Raw genomic sequence first — 17,552 nt, 5'->3', positions numbered from 1 at the left:
GGTCAGGCCGCATAGTTCGCTGGGGAATCTAACACCGGATGAATTTATCCGAAAGGAGGCGGAAACTGGCTCTTGCAGCCAGATTTACTCTAATTCATAATGGTACAGCTAATGGGGTAAGGTCACCTATCTATCCTTCCTAAACATCTAGATACAAATATCGCCCAAAAAAAATCACTATTCGTCGGCCTCCTTTTTAAGGCTGGGATATATGACGCGCCTGGGCTTTCCAGGTTAATTTGATAATAAGGATGTCCGGCTTGTTTAAGCCCTAGACAGATGGCAGCTGGCTGAGCCTTCTTGATTATTTTGTTAGCAAACAAGTAACTTAAAAATCCATTTATTAAAAACCATAGAACAAGAAGAACAAATATTATGCCTCCTATAATTTTGTTTATAAAAAGATAAATTGTTCCAAACAATACTCCTAACACTATTTCTCTTAACATTATATGTTAAATCCTTCCTTCCCAACCGCTTATTTAAATCCTCTTCAATTCATATTGTACAATAAAATTCGTCTGTAAAGTCAGTCCGGTAATAATATTTAGTTCATTAAGAATATCAAGCCCCCCTTCCTTGCCCTTATATCTCATCTGAATTATACTTAGCTCGTATGTATAACATCATCGAACCAGTAAAAGCCTACTTACTCTCTCACGGCATGGAAATAATAGTCGACCTGCTAATCTTAGTCATTGGCATCTGGGCAGCGAAAATCGCCTCAAACATCACCAAAAAGGCGATGATCAGTTCAAAAGTTAATCAAACGCTAGCGGTTTTTATCAGCAATATCGCCTATTACGCCGTCGTCATCTTCGTGGTCCTATCATTTCTTGAACGACTGGGGATAAAAACAACTTCCTTCATCGCCCTGATCGGCGCCGCCGGCTTGGCAATCGCGCTGGCCTTGCAAGGCTCCCTGGCCAATTTCGCGGCGGGACTAATGATAATCATCTTCCGCCCCTTTGAACTCGGCGATACGATCGAAGCGGCCGGCGTCTCCGGCGTCGTGGAAGAGATCCAGATCTTTAGCACGGTCCTCAAGACCGCCGACCATAAACGGAAGATCATCCCGAATTCCAAGATCACCTCCGATGTCATCTCTGTTGATATCAAACCATGAAGAAGATCCTCATCATATCCGGCAGTTATAAAAGGAACGGCAATACCGCGACCTTGATCGATTGGTTCCGCGAAGGGGCAAAAGAAGCTGAAGTCGTTCGCGCCGCCGACCTTAAGCCTAAAATTATCGGCTGCAGCTCGTGCCGGAAATGCCAATCGTTAAAAGAGTTTAAATGCGTTATCAATGACGATGTCAGCCAGCTCTTACAAAAGATGATCGCGGCCGACGTCATTGTTTTCGCAACCCCGCTCTACTTTTTCACCGCCAGCGCCCCTATTGTCATGATCCTCGACCGGATGTTCTCGCTCTACCATTGGGATAATGACGAGGATACGTTTGAATCGCCGCTTAAAGGGAAAACTTTGGTCCTTATGGCCAGCGCGTACGAGGATGTGGGGCTGGACGCCCTGGAAAAACCGTTCAAACTGACCGCCGATTATACTAAGATGAAGTTTAAATCGCTGCTAGTGCCAAATGCGGGGGTTTCTGGAACGCTAAAAAGGCCTAAAGTACGGAAACAAGCGGTCGCGCTGGGCAAATCCTTAAGCTAACGGGGCTTTCTCTTCTTGACTTCCTTCAGCGCGCTTTTAACCATTTTGCCAAAGTCTTTGTCTCTCTGTCGTTTTTCCAGGTTAGTCATGGCGTAATAATCATTCTCATTTTTTAATTTGAGATAGTTCCGATACTTCTCCTCGCTTAAACTCCCCGACTTGAGCGCGGCCAGCACGGCACAGCCCGGTTCGTGCTGATGGGTGCAATCAATGAATTTACATGACTGACCTATCTCTTCAATCTCGGCGAAAACGTTTTTCAGCCCCTCTTCGGCGTCCGCCAGCCCGATCTCCCTCATCCCCGGATTATCGATGATCATCCCCCCGTTCTTAAGGACGAAAAGTTCACGATGAGTAGTCGTATGCTTTCCTTTCTTGGTTTGAGCGCTGATCTCCTTGGTCGTTATCAACTCTTCCCCCAATAATTTATTGGTCAGCGACGACTTGCCGACCCCCGAAGAGCCGAGGAAACAACATATTTGACCGGGTTTAATCGCTTGCGCTAAACGGTCGAACTCACTCCCCGTCAATACGCTCGTAGTAATAAGAGGGACCCCTTTAAACCGGTCTTTGACTTGGAAAATTATTTTTTCAAGCTCTTCAGACGTAACAAGATCAATCTTATTTAAAACCAAAACCGGGCTGATCTTTTCCGACTGAACGATCGTCAGGTAGCGCTCGAATCTGTTCAGGTTAAAATCACGGTCGACCGCTTGAACGAAAAAAACGCTGTCGACATTAGCGGCGATAGGCTGAACCTCATCTTTTTTCCCGGCCGCTTTTCTTTTTAAGAGGCTTTTTCTGGGGAGAATTTCTTCAATGAGGGCGTTCCCATGCTCCAGACCAATAATCTTAACTAGGTCGCCGACCACCGGATAATCAAGTGGCGACGCCGCCGCAAACACTATTTTACCAGCAACTTCAGCCCAGGATTCCCCGCTTTCGCTTAAAACGCGATACTTCCCCCGGTGTTGGGCAATAACCCGGGCGGTATCGGACTTATTCATATGTAGCCAATTTTTTCATGATAGAATTATACACTAGAAGAATGAAACAAAAAAAGGAAAGGCCCAAATGAACACGAACGTAATAAAAACAGCCCTCTCGATAGTAGAAAAAAGCAGCTACGCGATAATCGCTTCCGTTGACGATGAGGACTATCCCAACGTGAAAGCAATGTTACGACCGAGAGAACATGACGGCTTAAAAACATTCTATTTTACGACCAATACCTCATCAAGGCGGGTCAAACAATACCTGAAAAACCCGAAAGCCTCGATCTACTTCTACGACGGCCAATCCTTTAAAGGGTTAATGCTAAGAGGGACCATGAAGGTCTTGCATGACCTTCCGACCAAAGAAAGGATCTGGCGCGACGGCGATACAATGTATTACGCCGAGGGAGTGACCGATCCGGATTATTGCGTTTTAAAATTCACCGCCAAGAACGGCCGAATGTACGAGAATTTCCAGTCGGCTGATTTTGCTATTTAGGAGATAGAGGATTTAATGGACAAGCCGAATCCGCTTCTCACCCAAAACGCCTTTAGCAACCAAACTTTCGAGGAAGTCACCCTTCAGGAGACCGACCTTAGCTATAAAGAGTTTTCCGAATGCACTTTCAATAAATGCGATTTTAGCGGCTCGAGCTTTTCCGGTTCGATCTTCAGCGACTGCGCTTTTAACGGCTGTAACCTGGCCAATGTCAAAGTCGACGGCTGCGGTTTTCGCGGCGTCAACTTTAACGGCTGTAAGTTGATCGGCGTGATCTTCATTAAGATCAACAAGCTCCTCCTGGACTGGAACTTCCAGAAATGCAAGATCGCCCTCTGCAATTTCGGCGGGCTTGGCCTCAAACACAGCCGTTTCACCGATTGCGTCATCCAGGGGACCGATTTCGTCAACGTTGACCTCTCGGGAGCGACCTTCTCCGGCTGTGACCTGGAAAACAGCACCTTCCGCAACGCCAACCTGGAAAAAGCGAGCTTCGTCGGCTCGTGGAATTATTACGTCGACCCGACCCAGAACAAGGTCAAGCAAGCCAAGTTCGCTTACCCCGAGGTCCTCGCCCTCCTCTCGCCGTTCGGGATCAAGATCGAATAAATCGGAAGCTCTATGATATCTACCCCCGGATTTGGTAATTTAGATTATTGGTTTGTGTCGTCGCGGAAAATAGCCAGGATTTCAATGGCTTTTCTTAAATTCAACCGCCAGTCCGCAATTTGATTACTATACTCTTTCACTAAAATGTTTGGATCACTATCAAGATAATCCAGCCACGCTATTACACTTGGGTTAATATAACTGGCGATTTGTTTAGTGGCTTCAGCTCTGGTGAGGATGCAGTATTGGTATTCCCAATCTATCCTACGGATTGTTCCGATAACCGAGATAAGATCATCATCTGTTCGGCAAATTAATGGCCGTTCCGGTTTGACCGTTTGAGCCGGCGCTTCGGCTTCCGTGGCACTTGACCGATATTTTTGCAGGATCGCCAAGGCGCGTTTTATCAACCCGCTATAATGAGTGCTGAAACCAGAGGAATATTCGGGATACTCTTCGGCTAATTGTCTAAAATCGGTGAAGCCGGCCAGATATTCCAGCCAGGGAAATAGTTCCCCGGAAGTTGTTCGAGAGGTGTGTATTTCAATACAAGCGCGTTCCAGCCCATCCAGGGTTAGGCAGGATACCGGGCGCGTAGGTTTGGTTACTTTTTCAGCCGCAACCGCCCGCAGCGGCCATTGCGCCATATGGTGGATTAAATCCCTGGCCGTCCATTCTTGGGGTAGGCCTTCAACGGTTAGACGAAAGGAGAATTCGCGACCGGCATATGCGCTGGCCCTTTCATAGCCAGCCACAGACATGCCTCCTTGCGGGTGGTAGTGCGCACCGATCTTTTCGACGGCAAAAATCGTCTCTCTGCCAAAGGCATAATTGAAGCGGTGGTTTTCCAACTGAAATACTTGCCCGGTTAAAATGGCCTTCAACAGGGCCGGAGCCACTTCGGTTAAAAATTCTTTTGTACAACAGACTTTGTAGATGCCCAAAATAAATCCGGTGTCGATGAATTCGCCGTACTCCAGACGGTCGGAGTGAGTGAGGCGGTCAAGCAACAGGCCATCTTCCCCTCCACGGAAATGAACGATCGTCCCGCTTTCTCCGGCAAAAGTTCTGCGAAAACCGTCGATATATCCTGGTTTAACTTGAGAAAGCAGGTCCGACTTGACCGGCTCGGCTGGTGTGGCGGGGCTGGCCGTTTTTGGCAAGCGGTCAACGCTTCCTCCCCGGTAATGAGGAATCTCGATCTCTTCGAGCGGCAGTCCAATCGCCCGCTGAAATTTGCTTATGGTCTCGGCTATTTTGCATATTGTGCCCCGTTCCGTAAGCAGTCCCTGTGTCCAGCCTCGTCCATTCGGACCGATTTGAGTTTTATAGTTTTCTATTTCAGCCTTAGCCCGCGTTATCCAGTTTTCGGCTCTCGGCTTAATCGCAGACCAATTTTCAAAGGTGAGGCCTTCTCTAAATATCCACTTACCCTCAAAAAACAATGCATCCGGCGTTAATTTCGGTGCCGGAGGTGTTGGTTCGGGTTTAGCTTCCTGAACGGTAGCTTTAGGTGGTTGAGGGGCCGGAGCTGGTTTTTCAACTTCAGGACGCGGCAGGGGCGGTTGCGGGATTGGGGCGGTTTGGGGAATAGTAGCTGGAGCCTGCTCGACTCGTTGCGGCCGAAAGACAATTTCAATATTTGGCCGGGAAAAGTCCCGGAGGTTAGATGTTTTATTGTTCAGCCGTTCAAAAAGCGCGGCAATGTCTTCCGCTTTGGCGCCACGCTTGATCACGATCTTTTCAACCTGACGAAATAGTCTGGCGGCTGCCTCAAATGGCTCGCGCAACTGCTGGGTGTCCCTGCCGTTGCTGGAGATAAAGGCCAGATTAAAAGTATAGAGTTGCCGATAGAGCGAGGCCGGGGAGATAATAATTGACGTCGCTCTTTGAAAGCGGCTGGTCACGATCTCTCTGATGCCGGCAAGATTGCCTGGTGTTATTGGCGGGCCTTTGCGTTCAATTCTCATAACAATTGATTATCCTTTATTGCAAAACATAATTTCACTCGATTTTTTTGGCATCGGATCCGGCCGGTCTGACCGTTGGGGACACGACCTCCCCGATCGGAGAATGGAAACTGAAGAAATCAGCCGGTTACTGCTTCTTTGAAGAAGGGGGACTTCCGCCAGGAACGACCAGAGTTCGTCGCCGATGGTTTACGGGGCCGACCAGACATCATTGTTAAATGAAGAAGTCTGGCTCTGTCCGCCGATCACCCACAATTTGTTTTGGTAAACCGCACCGCTAAAAAGGTCCCGACCGGAAAATTCCGCCGATCCGACCGCTTGCGTCCAAGTCGTTCCATCGAGCGACCACCAAACATCATTCTGATAACCTTGGTCCGACAGCCCGCCGATCACCCAGAGCTTGTTATCAGACGCCAGGCAAGAATATTGGTTCCGGGCGCTGAACTCGGCGGAAGCGGTCGCCTGCGTCCAAGTTACCCCATCCGTCGAGGACCAAACATCATTCAGTTTGCCGGTTGAAGACGACCCGCCGATCACCCACATTTTGTTGTTAAAGACCGCCCCGGCGGCGTAATTGCGCTTGGCAAAATTGGCGGCGGCGGTTGCCTGCGTCCAGTGCGCTCCGTCGGTGGAAGACCAGACATCATTATTGTATTGATCGGGTGAGCCGTAACCGCTGATCAGCCACATTTTATTGTCGTAAACCAAACCAATCGCGCCATCCCGGCCGCTGAACTCGGCGGAAGCGGTCGCCTGCGTCCAAGTTACCCCATCCGTGGACGACCAAACATCGTTTAACTCCCCGCCGCCCCCTTGATACCCGCCAAGAACCCAGAGCTTATTTTGGAAGACAAGCGCGTTATGACCGTCTCTGACCCCAAACTCCGCCGAGGCAACGGCCAAGGTCCAGGTTGTCCCGTCATTCGACGACCAAACATCGTTGTTACGAGCGATCGGACTAAGACTGCCGCGATAACCGCCGATCACCCAAAGCTTATCCTGATAAACCGCGCCGGCCTGGTTCATTCTGACTGAAAAAGCGGCGCTCCCCGTGGCCTGGGTCCAATTCACGCCTAAAATCTCGACAAGGTCAGTAACGACCCGGCCGCAACCGCTAAGGTAAATAACAATTGCCAGAGCAAAGAACGCCAGGTAACGTAAATATTTCATTTGCCTCTCCCCTTTTCTAATTCATCTTGCCGCGCTTTCAACAGTCTTTGGGCCAACTCCTCCGGCATTTCGGCTATCGGCTCGGAGCATACATAACATAAACCATGCTGAAATCATAGCATTATTTTGATGATAAATAGCCATGGAAATTCAACTATTTTCTATTAAGCGTAATCTCGTCTTGCGCCGCCCGCGCAGTGGTAATTTGCAGGATTTTTTGTTGAAAGATACCGGCCGGTTGGTTTTTAAAGGGGACTTTCCCCTCCGGATCGGTTATGTTCTCCCGTTACACCTGACCGCCGGCGGCGAAAAAGTCAAACCGATCTGCCTCCCCCGAACCCTGGTCAATGAACAATTGAATAGTATTTATACCGCCGTCCAACAAGAAGACCGGTCGGGTCCGGTCAAAGTCCTTTACACCTGGAAAAATGAAACGGACTGGGGAGATGGGACAAAATCATTCACCGAACATATCCTGGCCAGAAAAGTCGACGGCAATTGGCGGATCCTGCCCAAGGCCGAGATCGTCAAAGGACAAACAACGGCCGGACAGCGGAAAGCGGAAGCCAGACAAACCGCCGAACTGATCAACCGGCCGGAGATCAATGAGCCAACAACCTTCTGGCAAAAAACCGTGCAAAGAAAAGGAGAAACCTGCCTTCGGGTCAACATCAACGGCCGCCGTCGTTATCTGTTTGGTTTTAATGGTCACAATGAAGTAATGGTCGTCACGGTCAAATTGCGCGGCGGCGAGATCCGCTTAAGCGTTTATGGCGAAGGGCAGGGCTTGCTCCGGCAGTTCATTTTCCCCGCCGACCCCAAAGCCAAAACAAGGGTCGGATATTCCATGGCCGACAATGGAACCCAACGAGCCCGCCTGCTGGCCCGGCAAATCCGCGACTTTCTGGCAACCGATCAGGCCGAGAACGCGATCCTCGACCTGGAACCAAAAGTCGTTAGCCCGGCCGGTTCGCTCAAACTCCATACCGGGGAAGCGCTCCACGGCGGTTATATCCCCTTTTCCGGCTACGGCCAACACGCCGGGAAAAAAGTTTACGGCCGCCTGACAGTGAGCGGACAGGAAAAGAAAGTTTTCTTCTGGGAAAGCGCGGAAGCGCGGGCCGCCGGCGGAGAATCGATCCTCCCCGATGGCCACGTTGTCGCCAGGCGGCTTGGCCTTAACGGAACAAGCCGGTGGGAAATCGTCTGGCGAACGAGAAAAAATCAGATCAGCGAAAAGATCGAACTGACGGAAAAGTTCGGTAATTTTATTTTTTCAAAAAAAAGCGAAGGTTACCACGAAGAGATCGTCCCGTTACATCTCTTTCCCAACGGACGGGCAAGGTTTGAACGGAGTCCCCGGGGGATAGCGATCGTCCGCGAACTAAAAAAAGGGGCCAGCTCCCCCGTTTTTGTCGTCACCCAAAAAGCCGGGCGGCCGGACCTTCATTTGATTGAACTCTGGGAAAACGAAGCGGCCAGTCAGCAAAACGGGCCGCGCCTGGCGGTCTTCTGGTTAACGGTCAAGCCAACCCCAAAAGGACCGGTCATAAAATTATTCGAACTGGTAGAGATCGACGCGCTTAGCTCTTATCTCCGCTTATCTTACGAGAAAAAATCGAGGCTGGCTTCGCATCCGGCGGTCTACCCCTATCGCCCCCTCCTGGCAAAATACTTCTAAACGCCGACGATCACCTAAAAATATACAGCGAGGCAAAGAAGAGGGCGATAATTATCCGGTAGATCCCGAACGAGATAAACGTATGATTCTTGATGTAGGCCAGAAAAAAGCGGATGCTTAAGATCGCCACGACGAAAGAGACAACGAACCCGACCGCCAGGACGCCGAATTCCCCGGACGAAAACGAGCCGCCGCTCTTAAGCAGATCGTAAGCCGAAGCGGCCAGCATGGTCGGCACCGCCAGCAGAAAGGAAAATTCGACGATCGTGCTCCGCTTCAGGCCCAGCAGCAGGCCGCCGATGATCGTCGCGGCGGAACGGGAGACGCCGGGAAACATCGCCAGCGATTGAAAAAGCCCGATCGCGACGCATTTGGAATACGGGAGCTTGCCGATATCTTCGAGCGCCCCCTCTTGCTCCCGGTGAAAGAGCTCAAACAGGATCAGGACCACCCCACCGAGAAAAAGGGCCCACACAATGATCGTTTCACTGCTGATCAGATAATTCTTGATCACTTTATAAAGGAAGAAACCGAGGAGGGCGGTCGGGACGAACGCGGCCAGGACCCGCTTCAGGCTTTCCAGGTCAAGCAGAAAACGCCGCCAGTAGAGAACGATGACCGAGAGGATCGCCCCAAACTGGATGACGATCTCGAAGCTTTTCACGAAATCGGTCTGGGGGATCGCCAGCGCTTTGGCCGTCAGCACCAGATGAGCGGTCGACGAGATCGGCAAAAATTCGGTGATCCCCTCGACCAGGCCGAAGATCAGGCTCTGCCAAATATCCATGCGACTAATTTAACTTAACCGGGTCGGGTTGTCAATCCGGCTTCAGATCTGTTATTATTCCCCCATGAGAAAGAGAGTTGAAATAAACTCCTCCGACAAGCCCAAAAAGGTCCGCGTCACCGCGTTCGACTACAACGAGAAGCAATGCGTCGAGAAAGAGATCCCGCTCAACACCTGCGTCACTTATAAGAACAAACCGACCATCTCCTGGATAAATATCGACAGCATCCAAAACCACGAAGCGATCAAGGATATTTGCGATTGCTACGGCCTTGATCCGGTCGTCTACAAACAGATCATTGACCCGACCCAGCGGCCGAAGATCGAAGATTACGGCGATTATCTTTTCGTCGTCATGAAAATGTTCCTGTACAACAAGGACACCCTCAAGATCGTCGCCGAACAGGTCAGCTTTGTCATCGGCCGCGGCTATGTCCTCACCTTCCAGGAAAGAGCGCTGGCCGAAGACGTTTTCGACCCGGTCCGCAAAAGGCTCCGGACCGCGGGGACCAAGATCCGGCAGTCCAAAGCCGATTACCTCGCCTACCGGCTGATCGACGCGGTGGTCGATTATTATTTCTCCATCCTGGAAGTTATGGGGGACCAGATCGAAGAGATCGAGCGGGAAACGATCACCAATCCGAACAAAGCGACCCTCATCCAAATGCAGAGAAAACGGAAAGAGATGATCTTCCTGCGCAAATCGATCTGGCCGGTCCGGGAGATCATGAACTCGCTGCAGAGAGGGGAATCGAAACTGATCTCGAAAGAGACCCAAAAAAATCTGCGGAACTTATACGACCACTCGATCCAGATCATGGACACGGTCGAGACCCAGCGCGATACGATGTCCTCCCTGCTGGATATCTATCTCTCCAGCTTAAGCAACAAGCTCAACGAGGTCATGAAGATCTTAACGATGATCTCGACCATTTTTATGCCGCTGACCTTCATCGCCGGAATCTACGGCATGAACTTCCGCCACATGCCGGAACTGAACTGGCGTTACGGCTACCTGATGGTCTGGGGAGTGACGATTACCATTGTTATCACCATGTTGATCTTCTTCAAAAAGAAGAAGTGGTTCTGAAACCCGCCGCTCTATTGTATAATTGGCTATGACTTTGTTTTCCGCCATCATTATCGTCACCGGCCTGATCTTGTTCGAGATTATCTCGAGCATCGATAACGCCATCATCAACGCTGAAGTCCTCACCACCATGAGCCAGCGGGCGCGGCGCTGGTTCCTCTTCTGGGGAATCTTATTCGCCGTCTTCATCGTCCGCGGCTTCCTCCCCTGGCTGATCGTCTGGGCGGTCAATCCGGGCTTGGGACCAATTGGGGCCATGACCGCGACTTTCTCCAGCGATCCGGCGATCAAAGAGTCGATCGAACAATCGGCCCCGATCCTTTTGGCCGGCGGCGGGATCTTCCTGATCTTTTTGTTCCTCCACTGGCTTTTCCTGGAAGATAAGCACTTCGGCCTCCCCCGGACGGAAAAGTTTTTTCTTAGCCAGGGGGTCTGGTTCTACGCGATCGTTTCAATCGTTTTGACCGCGGTCGTTTGGTTCTCCTTGAGCATCAACAATTTAATGGCGCTGGGAGCGGTGGTCGGTTCGACCGCTTTTTTCATTACCCACGGCTTCAAACAGAACGCCGAAGAGAACGAGAAAAAACTTCTCACCGCCAAGTTCACCGACATCAGCAAGGTCCTTTACCTGGAGATCATCGACGCGACCTTTTCGATCGACGGCGTCCTGGGAGCGTTCGCCTTCACCCTCTCCATCCCCCTGATCTTGCTTGGCAATGGGATCGGGGCGCTGGTCGTCCGCCAACTGACGATCAAAGGGATCGGCAAGATCAAAGAGTACGTTTACCTGAAGAACGGCGCGATGTATTCGATCCTGGTCCTGGGGTTGATCATGCTCCTGCGGGCCTTCGGCCACGAAATTCCGGAGTATGTCTCTCCCGTCGCGACTTTTATCATCATCGGCTACTTCTTCGCCCTCTCCCTAAAACATAAATGACCGCCCCTTATTACGTCTATATCATTGAATGCGTCAACCACGCTCTCTACACCGGTATCACAAACGATCTTAACCGGCGCTTTAAACAACACCAGACCGGACGCGGCGCCCGCTACACCACCGCCAATCCGGCGGTCAAACTCCTTTACGGCAAAAGATGCGGCAGTAAAAGCCGCGCTTTAAAACGGGAAGCGGCGATCAAGAAGTTGACCCGAGCGAACAAATTGGTTTTAATCACCGAGCATGGAGGTGACAAATGCCTTACAAGATCGTCAAAAAAGGAAAAGGGCCGAAACCGTGGAAGATCATCAACAAAGAGACCGGGGAGCTAGTCGGCAGTTCTAATACCAAGACCAAAGCCGAAGCTTCGGCCCGGGCAAGAATGGCGGCCCATCACGGCTGGAAACCGACCTATCGTTAAGCGCAACGGGCCATCGTTTTTAACGCCAGCTCTCCCGCTTCGGCCATATTTTTACCCAGCGCGATAAAACCGTGGTTCTTAATGATCAGAAAATCATTCTTCCCCAACGTCTTCATGATCTGATCGGCCAGTTCCAGGGTGCCGTACGGTTCTTCCTTTTCAGTGCAAACCAACCCCAACCGGGCACAATTGTCGAGCAATTGCTGGCAATGGCCGTGAAAGACCGCGTTGATCTCCGGCCGCGCCCGATAGATCAGCGAATGGAACATACTTTCCGAAGAAGGCTCCCGCTGACCGGCGGCATAGACAATCTTTTTCTCCAGATCGACCCGAGTAACCTTCACGAAGCTCGCGGCGGCGGAAGTTTCTTTCATGCCTGAAGAGGTAATAATGAATTCCTGGCTTCCCGGCTTAAGGCGAAAACTTAAATTGCCGTACGCGCCGCTCCCGTAGAATGGCATCAAGCCGCTTTGCGTGAACTGATCGCACCACTTTTTAAGCTCATCGATCTGCTGATCGCCAGGAACCTGGCGGTCAAGAAATTCAGTGGTAAATTTGGGGGCGACCTTACCTTCAGCCATTATGAGAACAACCGCCCGATCTCGGAGGCGTCCGGTTTGACGATCCCCTTTTCGGTGATGATCCCGGTGATGAACTTGGCCGGCGTCACGTCAAAAGCCGGGTTGACCGCTTTTGAGCCGGGAGAACAAACTAAAACTCGACGTTGAACGCCCTGATCGTCCGGCCCAGTCTGGTAGAGGACTTCGTCTTGGCTCCGCTCTTCGATCGGAATATCGCGGCCGCTCTGGCACTTCAGGTCAAAGGTCGAAGTCGGCGCGGCGATATAAAAAGGGACGCCGTATTCTTTCGCGCAGATCGCTTTTTCCAGAGTGCCAATCTTATTGGCGGTGTCGCCGTTCCCGGCGATCCGGTCAGCCCCCACGATCATCAGGTCAATCTTGCCGAGCGACATCAGGTAGGCTCCCGCGTTGTCGGGGACGATCGCGTGCGGAACCTTCTCCCCTTGCAGTTCCCAGGCGGTCAACCGGGCCCCCTGGCCGCGCGGCCTGGTCTCGTCGGCGTAGACAAAAACTTTCTTCCCCGCGTGCTGGGCGGCGTAAATCGGTGAAAGGGCCGAGCCGTGGTCGACAAAAGCGAGCCAACCGGCATTGCAGTGGGTCTCGATCGTCATCCCGTCCTTGATCAGTTGGCTCCCGTGTTCGCCGATCAACCGGCAATTTTCGGCGTCTTCATCGGCAATCTTTTGCGCCTCGGCAACTCCTGCCGCTTCGCCCCCTTTTTTCGCCGCCTGGTAGACCCGGTTAACGGCAAAGAAAAGGTTCTGGGCGGTCGGTCTGGTCGCTTCGATCGCTTGCTTCCCCCGGTCGATAGCTGGCCAATCGCCCGGAACTTCCAACAAAACCTGCGCCATGGCAAAGCCGGCCGCCGCCCCGATCGCGCCCGCCCCGCGGACGATCATCGTCTTGATAGCCTGGCAGGTATCAGCCGACTTGGGCGCTTGATGGATCTTGAAGTCAAAAGGGAGGAGATTTTGCTCGATCAGGTGGACGGTCGACCCTTCCAGCCAAACGGTCCGGTAATGTTTGCCGTTAACTTTAATGGGCCTACTCCCCTTCGAAAGCAGTCTGGGCGTAAGCCTGATAACCGGCCTCTGCCAATTTACGGCGCCCGCCGATATCGGGCAGGTCAACGATAAACGCAAATTCGACAACTTCGCCGCCGAGCTTTTTCACCAGTTTGCCGGCCGCCAGCGCCGTGCCGCCGGTCGCGATCAGGTCGTCAATGATCAGGACCCGCTGGCCCTTTTCGATCGCGTCCTTGTGGATCTCGATCACGTCGGTCCCGTATTCCAGGGCGTACTCTTCCCGTTCGGTCGCCGCCGGCAGTTTTCCTTTTTTGCGGACCGGGACAAACCCTTTCCCCAGCAGGTACGCCAGCGCCCCGCCCAGGATAAAACCGCGGGAATCTATCCCCACGACAATATCGATCTCTTTGTTCTTGTAGCGGGCGACAAAGTCATCGAGGCAAAGCTTTAAGCCAACCGGATCTTTCAGCAACGTCGTAATATCGCGGAACATGATCCCTTTTTTCGGCCAGTGCGGAACAGTCCGGATCCGTGATTTGATCGGCATTGATATTTACCTCACTTTAGGAATAACGGTGATCAGGAGCTTTTTAACTTTTTCGGCGTTCTCTTTCATCCGCTCGAGGACCATCTCAAAAGTGACCGGCGCTTCGTCCTCTTTCCAGCAGTCGTAATCGGTCGACATGGCGATCGTTTGGTACGGTATCCCCAGCTCATTGGCCAAAATAACTTCAGGACAGGTCGACATATTGATAATGTCCGCTCCCCAGGCGCGGAACATGTGGCTCTCCGCCCGGGTCGAAAAACGCGGCCCTTCAATCGTCACGACCGTGACGTCATGATTGTATTTTAAGCCGAGTTCGTCGCTGGTCTTACATAAGAGATCGCGCAGTTTTTTGTCGTACGGATCGCTCATCGGCGTATGAACGACCTTTTCGGTGTAGAAGGTCACGTTCCGGTGGCGGGTAAAGTCGATAAATTGCGACGGGAAGACCAGATGCCCCGGCTTGATCTCTTCGCGAAGCGACCCAACGGCGGTCGCCGCCAGGATATGGGTACAACCGATCTCTTTTAACGCGAAAATATTAGCCAGGTAATTGACCTTGGTCGGCATGATGCTGTGGTCTTTCCCGTGCCGGGCCAAGATCGCAACTTCTACTCCCCCGATCTTGCCGCAGGTCAGAAGGGACGATGGCTTGCCAAAACTGCTGTTCGCCTCAACTTCGATCGGGTCCTTGAGGATCTTGGGATCATCCAGCCCCGAGCCGCCGATAATACCTATTTTAACCATGATCTAGATTATATAATAATGAACCTGATTTTGGAAGCCTGCGACAACATCGTCGCGGCTTCCAAAATCAGCTGTCTAGTCGTGAAACGGAAACCGCGGCGATATTGCCGCTGGTTTCCGTTTTATACTTGCAATGTTTTCTCATCCTTTTCTTATTTGACTTTAGTCGGCAATCTATGGCAAAATCCGGATAATTCGTTCGAGGAGGGACATTTTAATGGAAAAACCGCTTATTCTGACAATTGACGATGAACAACGGATCGCTGATAATATCGCCGAACTAATCAAGAGGACCGACCGCTACGACGCGGTCGCCGTTTACAGCGCCAAAGACGGGTTTGACTTCCTGGCCAAGAATAAAAAGTTCCTTGGTTTGGGCGGCAATAAGGTCAAATGCATTTTACTCGACATCAAGATGCCGGAAATGGACGGGCTCCAGTTCTTAACCAAGCTCCGCAAAGAATACGGCGATTCGATCGGCGTGGTCATGCTGACCGCCTGGGAAGACAATGAGAAGTGGGACAAAGCGACCTCCGGGTTCGTGGTCAGCTATCTGAAAAAACCGTTCAAGGCGGAAGAACTGGTCTCGACCCTCGACCGTTACTTTGACGGCGAAGCGACCAGAATGACCCTGGAAACTTTCGAAAAACACATCCAGAAGCGGGAAGAATTTAAGGAAGCGGAAAAGTCATTATAAAAGCGGTCCCCTTGCCGACTTCGCTTTCAACGTCGATCGTCGCGTTGTGCTCTCTGATCACCCGGAAAACGATCGACAGCCCAAGCCCCCGCCCCTTGGTCACATGAGTGCTGAAGAACGGTTCAAAGATCTTCTCCAGGTTCTCTTTGGCGATCCCCGCCCCGGAATCGGCGACTTTGGCGACGATCGTTTTCGCTTCTTTTTCCACCAGCGCGGTCGAGATAGTCAGATTCCCCCCTTTCGGCATCGCTTCCAGCGCGTTCTTCACCAGATTGATAAAGACCATCTGCAGGTCGTCAGGATCGCCGGTCAGCTTCGGGATCGTTCCCAGCTCCTTGACGAAGTGAACCCCGCTTGGCGGCATTAATTTCAGCGCGTTGTCGATCACTTCATTCAGATCGAGCGGGATATCCTGGCGTTTTTTCGGTTCGCTCAAACGGAGGGTGCTGATAACAATATCGTCCGCCCGTTCGATCTCCTTGATCATTTCGTCTTTAAAGCCTTTGAAGTCTTTGACCTCTTTCGGATCGTCGGGGAGAAGCTCCAGCTCGCTCCGCATGATCGCCAGCGGCGTTTTGATCTCGTGATTATACTCCCGGATCAGATTGGCCAGCGAAGCGATCCGCTCGGAACGGGCCAACAAGCGTTCGGTGTCATAAAGCTTTTTCTGGTTCTCGTCAAAATCAAGGCGGATCTTCTCGTAAGAGCGGGTATGGTCAAAGGTGATCGCCGCCTGGCTGGCCAGGACCTCCAATAAGCGGAGGTCCTCATCGGTATAGGGGTCTTCGGAAAGTTTCTTCCCCAGCAGGAAGAGCGCCGCCACCCTATTTTCCAGCAGGCAGGGAACGACGACTTCCCAATCCCCATGGTGATCGACGATCGGCCGGCGCTTTTCAGTTAATTTAGCGATCAGGGGGTCATCGATCGGGATCTTAGGCCCATCGGCCAGCGGCGTAAAGGCCGCCCGGTCGTACTCAACATAATCGGTCGATGGTTTGTCGCCGGCCAGGAAATTATTCGGCAACAGGATCCGGGGATTTTGGATCTCCATGACCTCTTTAAAGGTCCGAAAAAGGATCCCGAGGACCGAAGGCATCGACAATTTCTCCGCAACCTTGGAAGTCGCTTCGGCCATCGATCTGGTGTAATCATATTTTCCCTTGATGAAAAATTTGTCGGCGGTCGTCTGGACCAGCAAGCGGATCGGATGATGGGTCAGACCGACAAAAAACCCGTAAGCGACGGTCCCCAGCACAAAGAGCCAATCGATCCGGTGATACCCCCGGTAAAGCCAAACCAAGGTCAGGTAAAGCGCGGCATGAAAAAATAGGGTTATGATCTCCGCCAGGATCCGGCTGATGATGACCGAGATATCCATTAAGCGCGACTTAGTAATAGCAAAGGCGATCAGCAAGGTCGTAATAATGGTGGAGAACGGTCCTACCCCGGTCAGATAGGGATAACCGAAAAGAGGCAAGATCAGGTTGGTCGCGACAGGGAAAATCACCCCGATAAAGAAGCCGGACAAAACATAAGCGATCTGCCGCTTATTGAGCCCTTTGTAAGAATAAAACTTATCGGTCAAGCGGTAAAAAGCAAAAAAGATAAAACCGAGATAATAAAAAATAAACAAGCTGAAGGCCGCCCCGGCGACCATCACGAAGCGGTCGTTAACCAAAACGATGTCTCTCACGATCAGATCGGAAAAAGAGATCAGGGCAAAAAAGGTCGCCACAATGAACCAGGCGACCATCTGATAGGTCCGGGGAACAACGTCTTCCTGCGGAAAGACCGAAAAGAAATAAAGGAACGGGAGCGGGAAATAAGCGTAAAAAGCGGCGGCGACCTTAGCGCAAATCATCGCGTCCGGAATGGTCCGCGCCTCGCTTAAAAAGAAGATCGACAAAGCCCAGAGGGCGGTCAGGATAGCGGTCAGGGAATATGAAACATTGACCTTGTTCCGCCAATTTTTCAGCAGGACGAAAAAACCGAGGAACAGATTCCCCGAAACGGCGTAAAAAGGAAGCAAATATTCAGCGGCGTTAACCGTCAGGAGAACAACGGTCCCGATCACGGCAAAAATAATGAATGAAAAAAGAAAAATAGGGCTCCTCCTGGCGCC

At 51.6% G+C, this 17,552-nt stretch carries 20 protein-coding genes; 10 read left to right on the top strand and 10 right to left on the bottom strand.

Annotated elements, in window-relative coordinates; genetic code table 11:
• Nucleotides 1-122 precede the first annotated feature (122 nt).
• Complete coding sequence (locus tag WC772_02850; protein ID MFA6169694.1) at nt 123-449, bottom strand: hypothetical protein; 327 nt, start codon at nt 447-449, stop codon at nt 123-125.
• A 167-nt stretch (nt 450-616) separates the two neighbouring features.
• On the opposite strand from WC772_02850, the gene WC772_02845 reads away from it, so the two are divergent.
• Both WC772_02845 and WC772_02840 read left to right on the top strand, forming a co-directional pair.
• Nucleotides 617-1,126, top strand: a complete 510-nt coding sequence (locus tag WC772_02845; protein MFA6169693.1) for a mechanosensitive ion channel domain-containing protein — start codon at nt 617-619, stop codon at nt 1,124-1,126.
• Nucleotides 1,123-1,677, top strand: coding sequence for a flavodoxin family protein (locus WC772_02840; protein ID MFA6169692.1), 555 nt, complete (start codon nt 1,123-1,125; stop codon nt 1,675-1,677). The genes WC772_02845 and WC772_02840 overlap by 4 nt, the downstream gene beginning before the upstream one ends.
• Here WC772_02840 and rsgA read toward each other — a convergent pair.
• A complete protein-coding gene (rsgA, locus tag WC772_02835) occupies nt 1,674-2,684 on the bottom strand; it encodes a ribosome small subunit-dependent GTPase A (GenBank protein ID MFA6169691.1) in 1,011 nt (336 codons plus the stop codon). The genes WC772_02840 and rsgA overlap by 4 nt on opposite strands.
• Nucleotides 2,685-2,751: 67 nt before the next feature.
• Between rsgA and WC772_02830 the strand changes: the two genes are divergently transcribed.
• The gene (locus WC772_02830) at nt 2,752-3,171 is read left to right on the top strand and encodes a pyridoxamine 5'-phosphate oxidase family protein (protein ID MFA6169690.1); all 420 of its coding nucleotides are present in this window, start codon (nt 2,752-2,754) and stop codon (nt 3,169-3,171) included.
• 15 nt (nt 3,172-3,186) lie between these two features.
• On the top strand, nt 3,187-3,780 hold the full coding sequence (locus WC772_02825) for a pentapeptide repeat-containing protein (GenBank protein ID MFA6169689.1): 594 nt from the start codon (nt 3,187-3,189) through the stop codon (nt 3,778-3,780).
• Nucleotides 3,781-3,824: 44 nt separating this feature from the next.
• Here the strand turns inward: WC772_02825 and WC772_02820 are convergent, their stop codons facing one another.
• Complete coding sequence (locus WC772_02820) at nt 3,825-5,750, bottom strand: hypothetical protein (protein MFA6169688.1); 1,926 nt, start codon at nt 5,748-5,750, stop codon at nt 3,825-3,827.
• A 189-nt stretch (nt 5,751-5,939) separates the two neighbouring features.
• The gene (locus WC772_02815) at nt 5,940-6,920 is read right to left on the bottom strand and encodes a hypothetical protein (protein ID MFA6169687.1); all 981 of its coding nucleotides are present in this window, start codon (nt 6,918-6,920) and stop codon (nt 5,940-5,942) included.
• 142 nt (nt 6,921-7,062) lie between these two features.
• On the opposite strand from WC772_02815, the gene WC772_02810 reads away from it, so the two are divergent.
• A complete protein-coding gene (locus WC772_02810) occupies nt 7,063-8,601 on the top strand; it encodes a hypothetical protein (protein ID MFA6169686.1) in 1,539 nt (512 codons plus the stop codon).
• Nucleotides 8,602-8,611: 10 nt separating this feature from the next.
• Here WC772_02810 and WC772_02805 read toward each other — a convergent pair whose 3' ends face one another.
• Nucleotides 8,612-9,388 carry an undecaprenyl-diphosphate phosphatase gene (locus tag WC772_02805; GenBank protein ID MFA6169685.1) on the bottom strand — a complete coding sequence of 259 codons (777 nt, stop codon included), beginning with the start codon at nt 9,386-9,388 and terminating at the stop codon, nt 8,612-8,614.
• 64 nt (nt 9,389-9,452) lie between these two features.
• Here WC772_02805 and corA point away from each other — a divergent pair, with 64 nt between their 5' ends.
• The 4 genes from corA to WC772_02785 are packed head-to-tail and all read left to right on the top strand — an operon-like array spanning nt 9,453 to nt 11,836.
• Nucleotides 9,453-10,478, top strand: coding sequence for a magnesium/cobalt transporter CorA (gene corA / locus WC772_02800; protein MFA6169684.1), 1,026 nt, complete (start codon nt 9,453-9,455; stop codon nt 10,476-10,478).
• A 28-nt stretch (nt 10,479-10,506) separates the two neighbouring features.
• Nucleotides 10,507-11,415 carry a DUF475 domain-containing protein gene (locus tag WC772_02795; protein ID MFA6169683.1) on the top strand — a complete coding sequence of 303 codons (909 nt, stop codon included), beginning with the start codon at nt 10,507-10,509 and terminating at the stop codon, nt 11,413-11,415.
• Nucleotides 11,412-11,747 carry a GIY-YIG nuclease family protein gene (locus WC772_02790; GenBank protein ID MFA6169682.1) on the top strand — a complete coding sequence of 112 codons (336 nt, stop codon included), beginning with the start codon at nt 11,412-11,414 and terminating at the stop codon, nt 11,745-11,747. Before WC772_02795 ends, WC772_02790 begins: the two co-directional genes overlap by 4 nt.
• Nucleotides 11,672-11,836, top strand: coding sequence for a hypothetical protein (locus tag WC772_02785; GenBank protein MFA6169681.1), 165 nt, complete (start codon nt 11,672-11,674; stop codon nt 11,834-11,836). Before WC772_02790 ends, WC772_02785 begins: the two co-directional genes overlap by 76 nt.
• Here WC772_02785 and WC772_02780 read toward each other — a convergent pair.
• From WC772_02780 to mtnP, 4 genes are read right to left on the bottom strand one after another with little or no spacing between them, the layout of a single operon-like run.
• Entirely contained in the window at nt 11,833-12,417 is a 585-nt protein-coding gene (locus WC772_02780; protein ID MFA6169680.1) for a class II aldolase/adducin family protein, read from the bottom strand. The genes WC772_02785 and WC772_02780 overlap by 4 nt on opposite strands.
• Complete coding sequence (gene mtnA, locus WC772_02775) at nt 12,417-13,457, bottom strand: S-methyl-5-thioribose-1-phosphate isomerase (protein ID MFA6169679.1); 1,041 nt, start codon at nt 13,455-13,457, stop codon at nt 12,417-12,419. Before mtnA ends, WC772_02780 begins: the two co-directional genes overlap by 1 nt.
• A gap of 4 nt (nt 13,458-13,461) precedes the next feature.
• Nucleotides 13,462-13,989, bottom strand: a complete 528-nt coding sequence (locus tag WC772_02770) for an adenine phosphoribosyltransferase (protein MFA6169678.1) — start codon at nt 13,987-13,989, stop codon at nt 13,462-13,464.
• A 6-nt stretch (nt 13,990-13,995) separates the two neighbouring features.
• A complete protein-coding gene (gene mtnP, locus WC772_02765; GenBank protein MFA6169677.1) occupies nt 13,996-14,733 on the bottom strand; it encodes an S-methyl-5'-thioadenosine phosphorylase in 738 nt (245 codons plus the stop codon).
• 217 nt (nt 14,734-14,950) lie between these two features.
• On the opposite strand from mtnP, the gene WC772_02760 reads away from it, so the two are divergent.
• A complete protein-coding gene (locus WC772_02760; protein MFA6169676.1) occupies nt 14,951-15,430 on the top strand; it encodes a response regulator in 480 nt (159 codons plus the stop codon).
• Here WC772_02760 and WC772_02755 read toward each other — a convergent pair.
• Nucleotides 15,405-17,504, bottom strand: a complete 2,100-nt coding sequence (locus WC772_02755) for an ATP-binding protein (GenBank protein ID MFA6169675.1) — start codon at nt 17,502-17,504, stop codon at nt 15,405-15,407. The two genes, WC772_02760 and WC772_02755, sit on opposite strands and share 26 nt — an antisense overlap.
• Between the last annotated feature and the right edge of the window lie 48 nt (nt 17,505-17,552).

The sequence above is a fragment of the Candidatus Margulisiibacteriota bacterium genome (assembly GCA_041661965.1).
Classification (GTDB): domain Bacteria; phylum Margulisbacteria; class WOR-1; order O2-12-FULL-45-9; family XYB2-FULL-48-7; genus XYB2-FULL-45-9.
The sequence above is the reverse complement of the archived record's forward strand: the minus strand, read 5'-3'. Positions and strand labels throughout refer to the sequence as shown.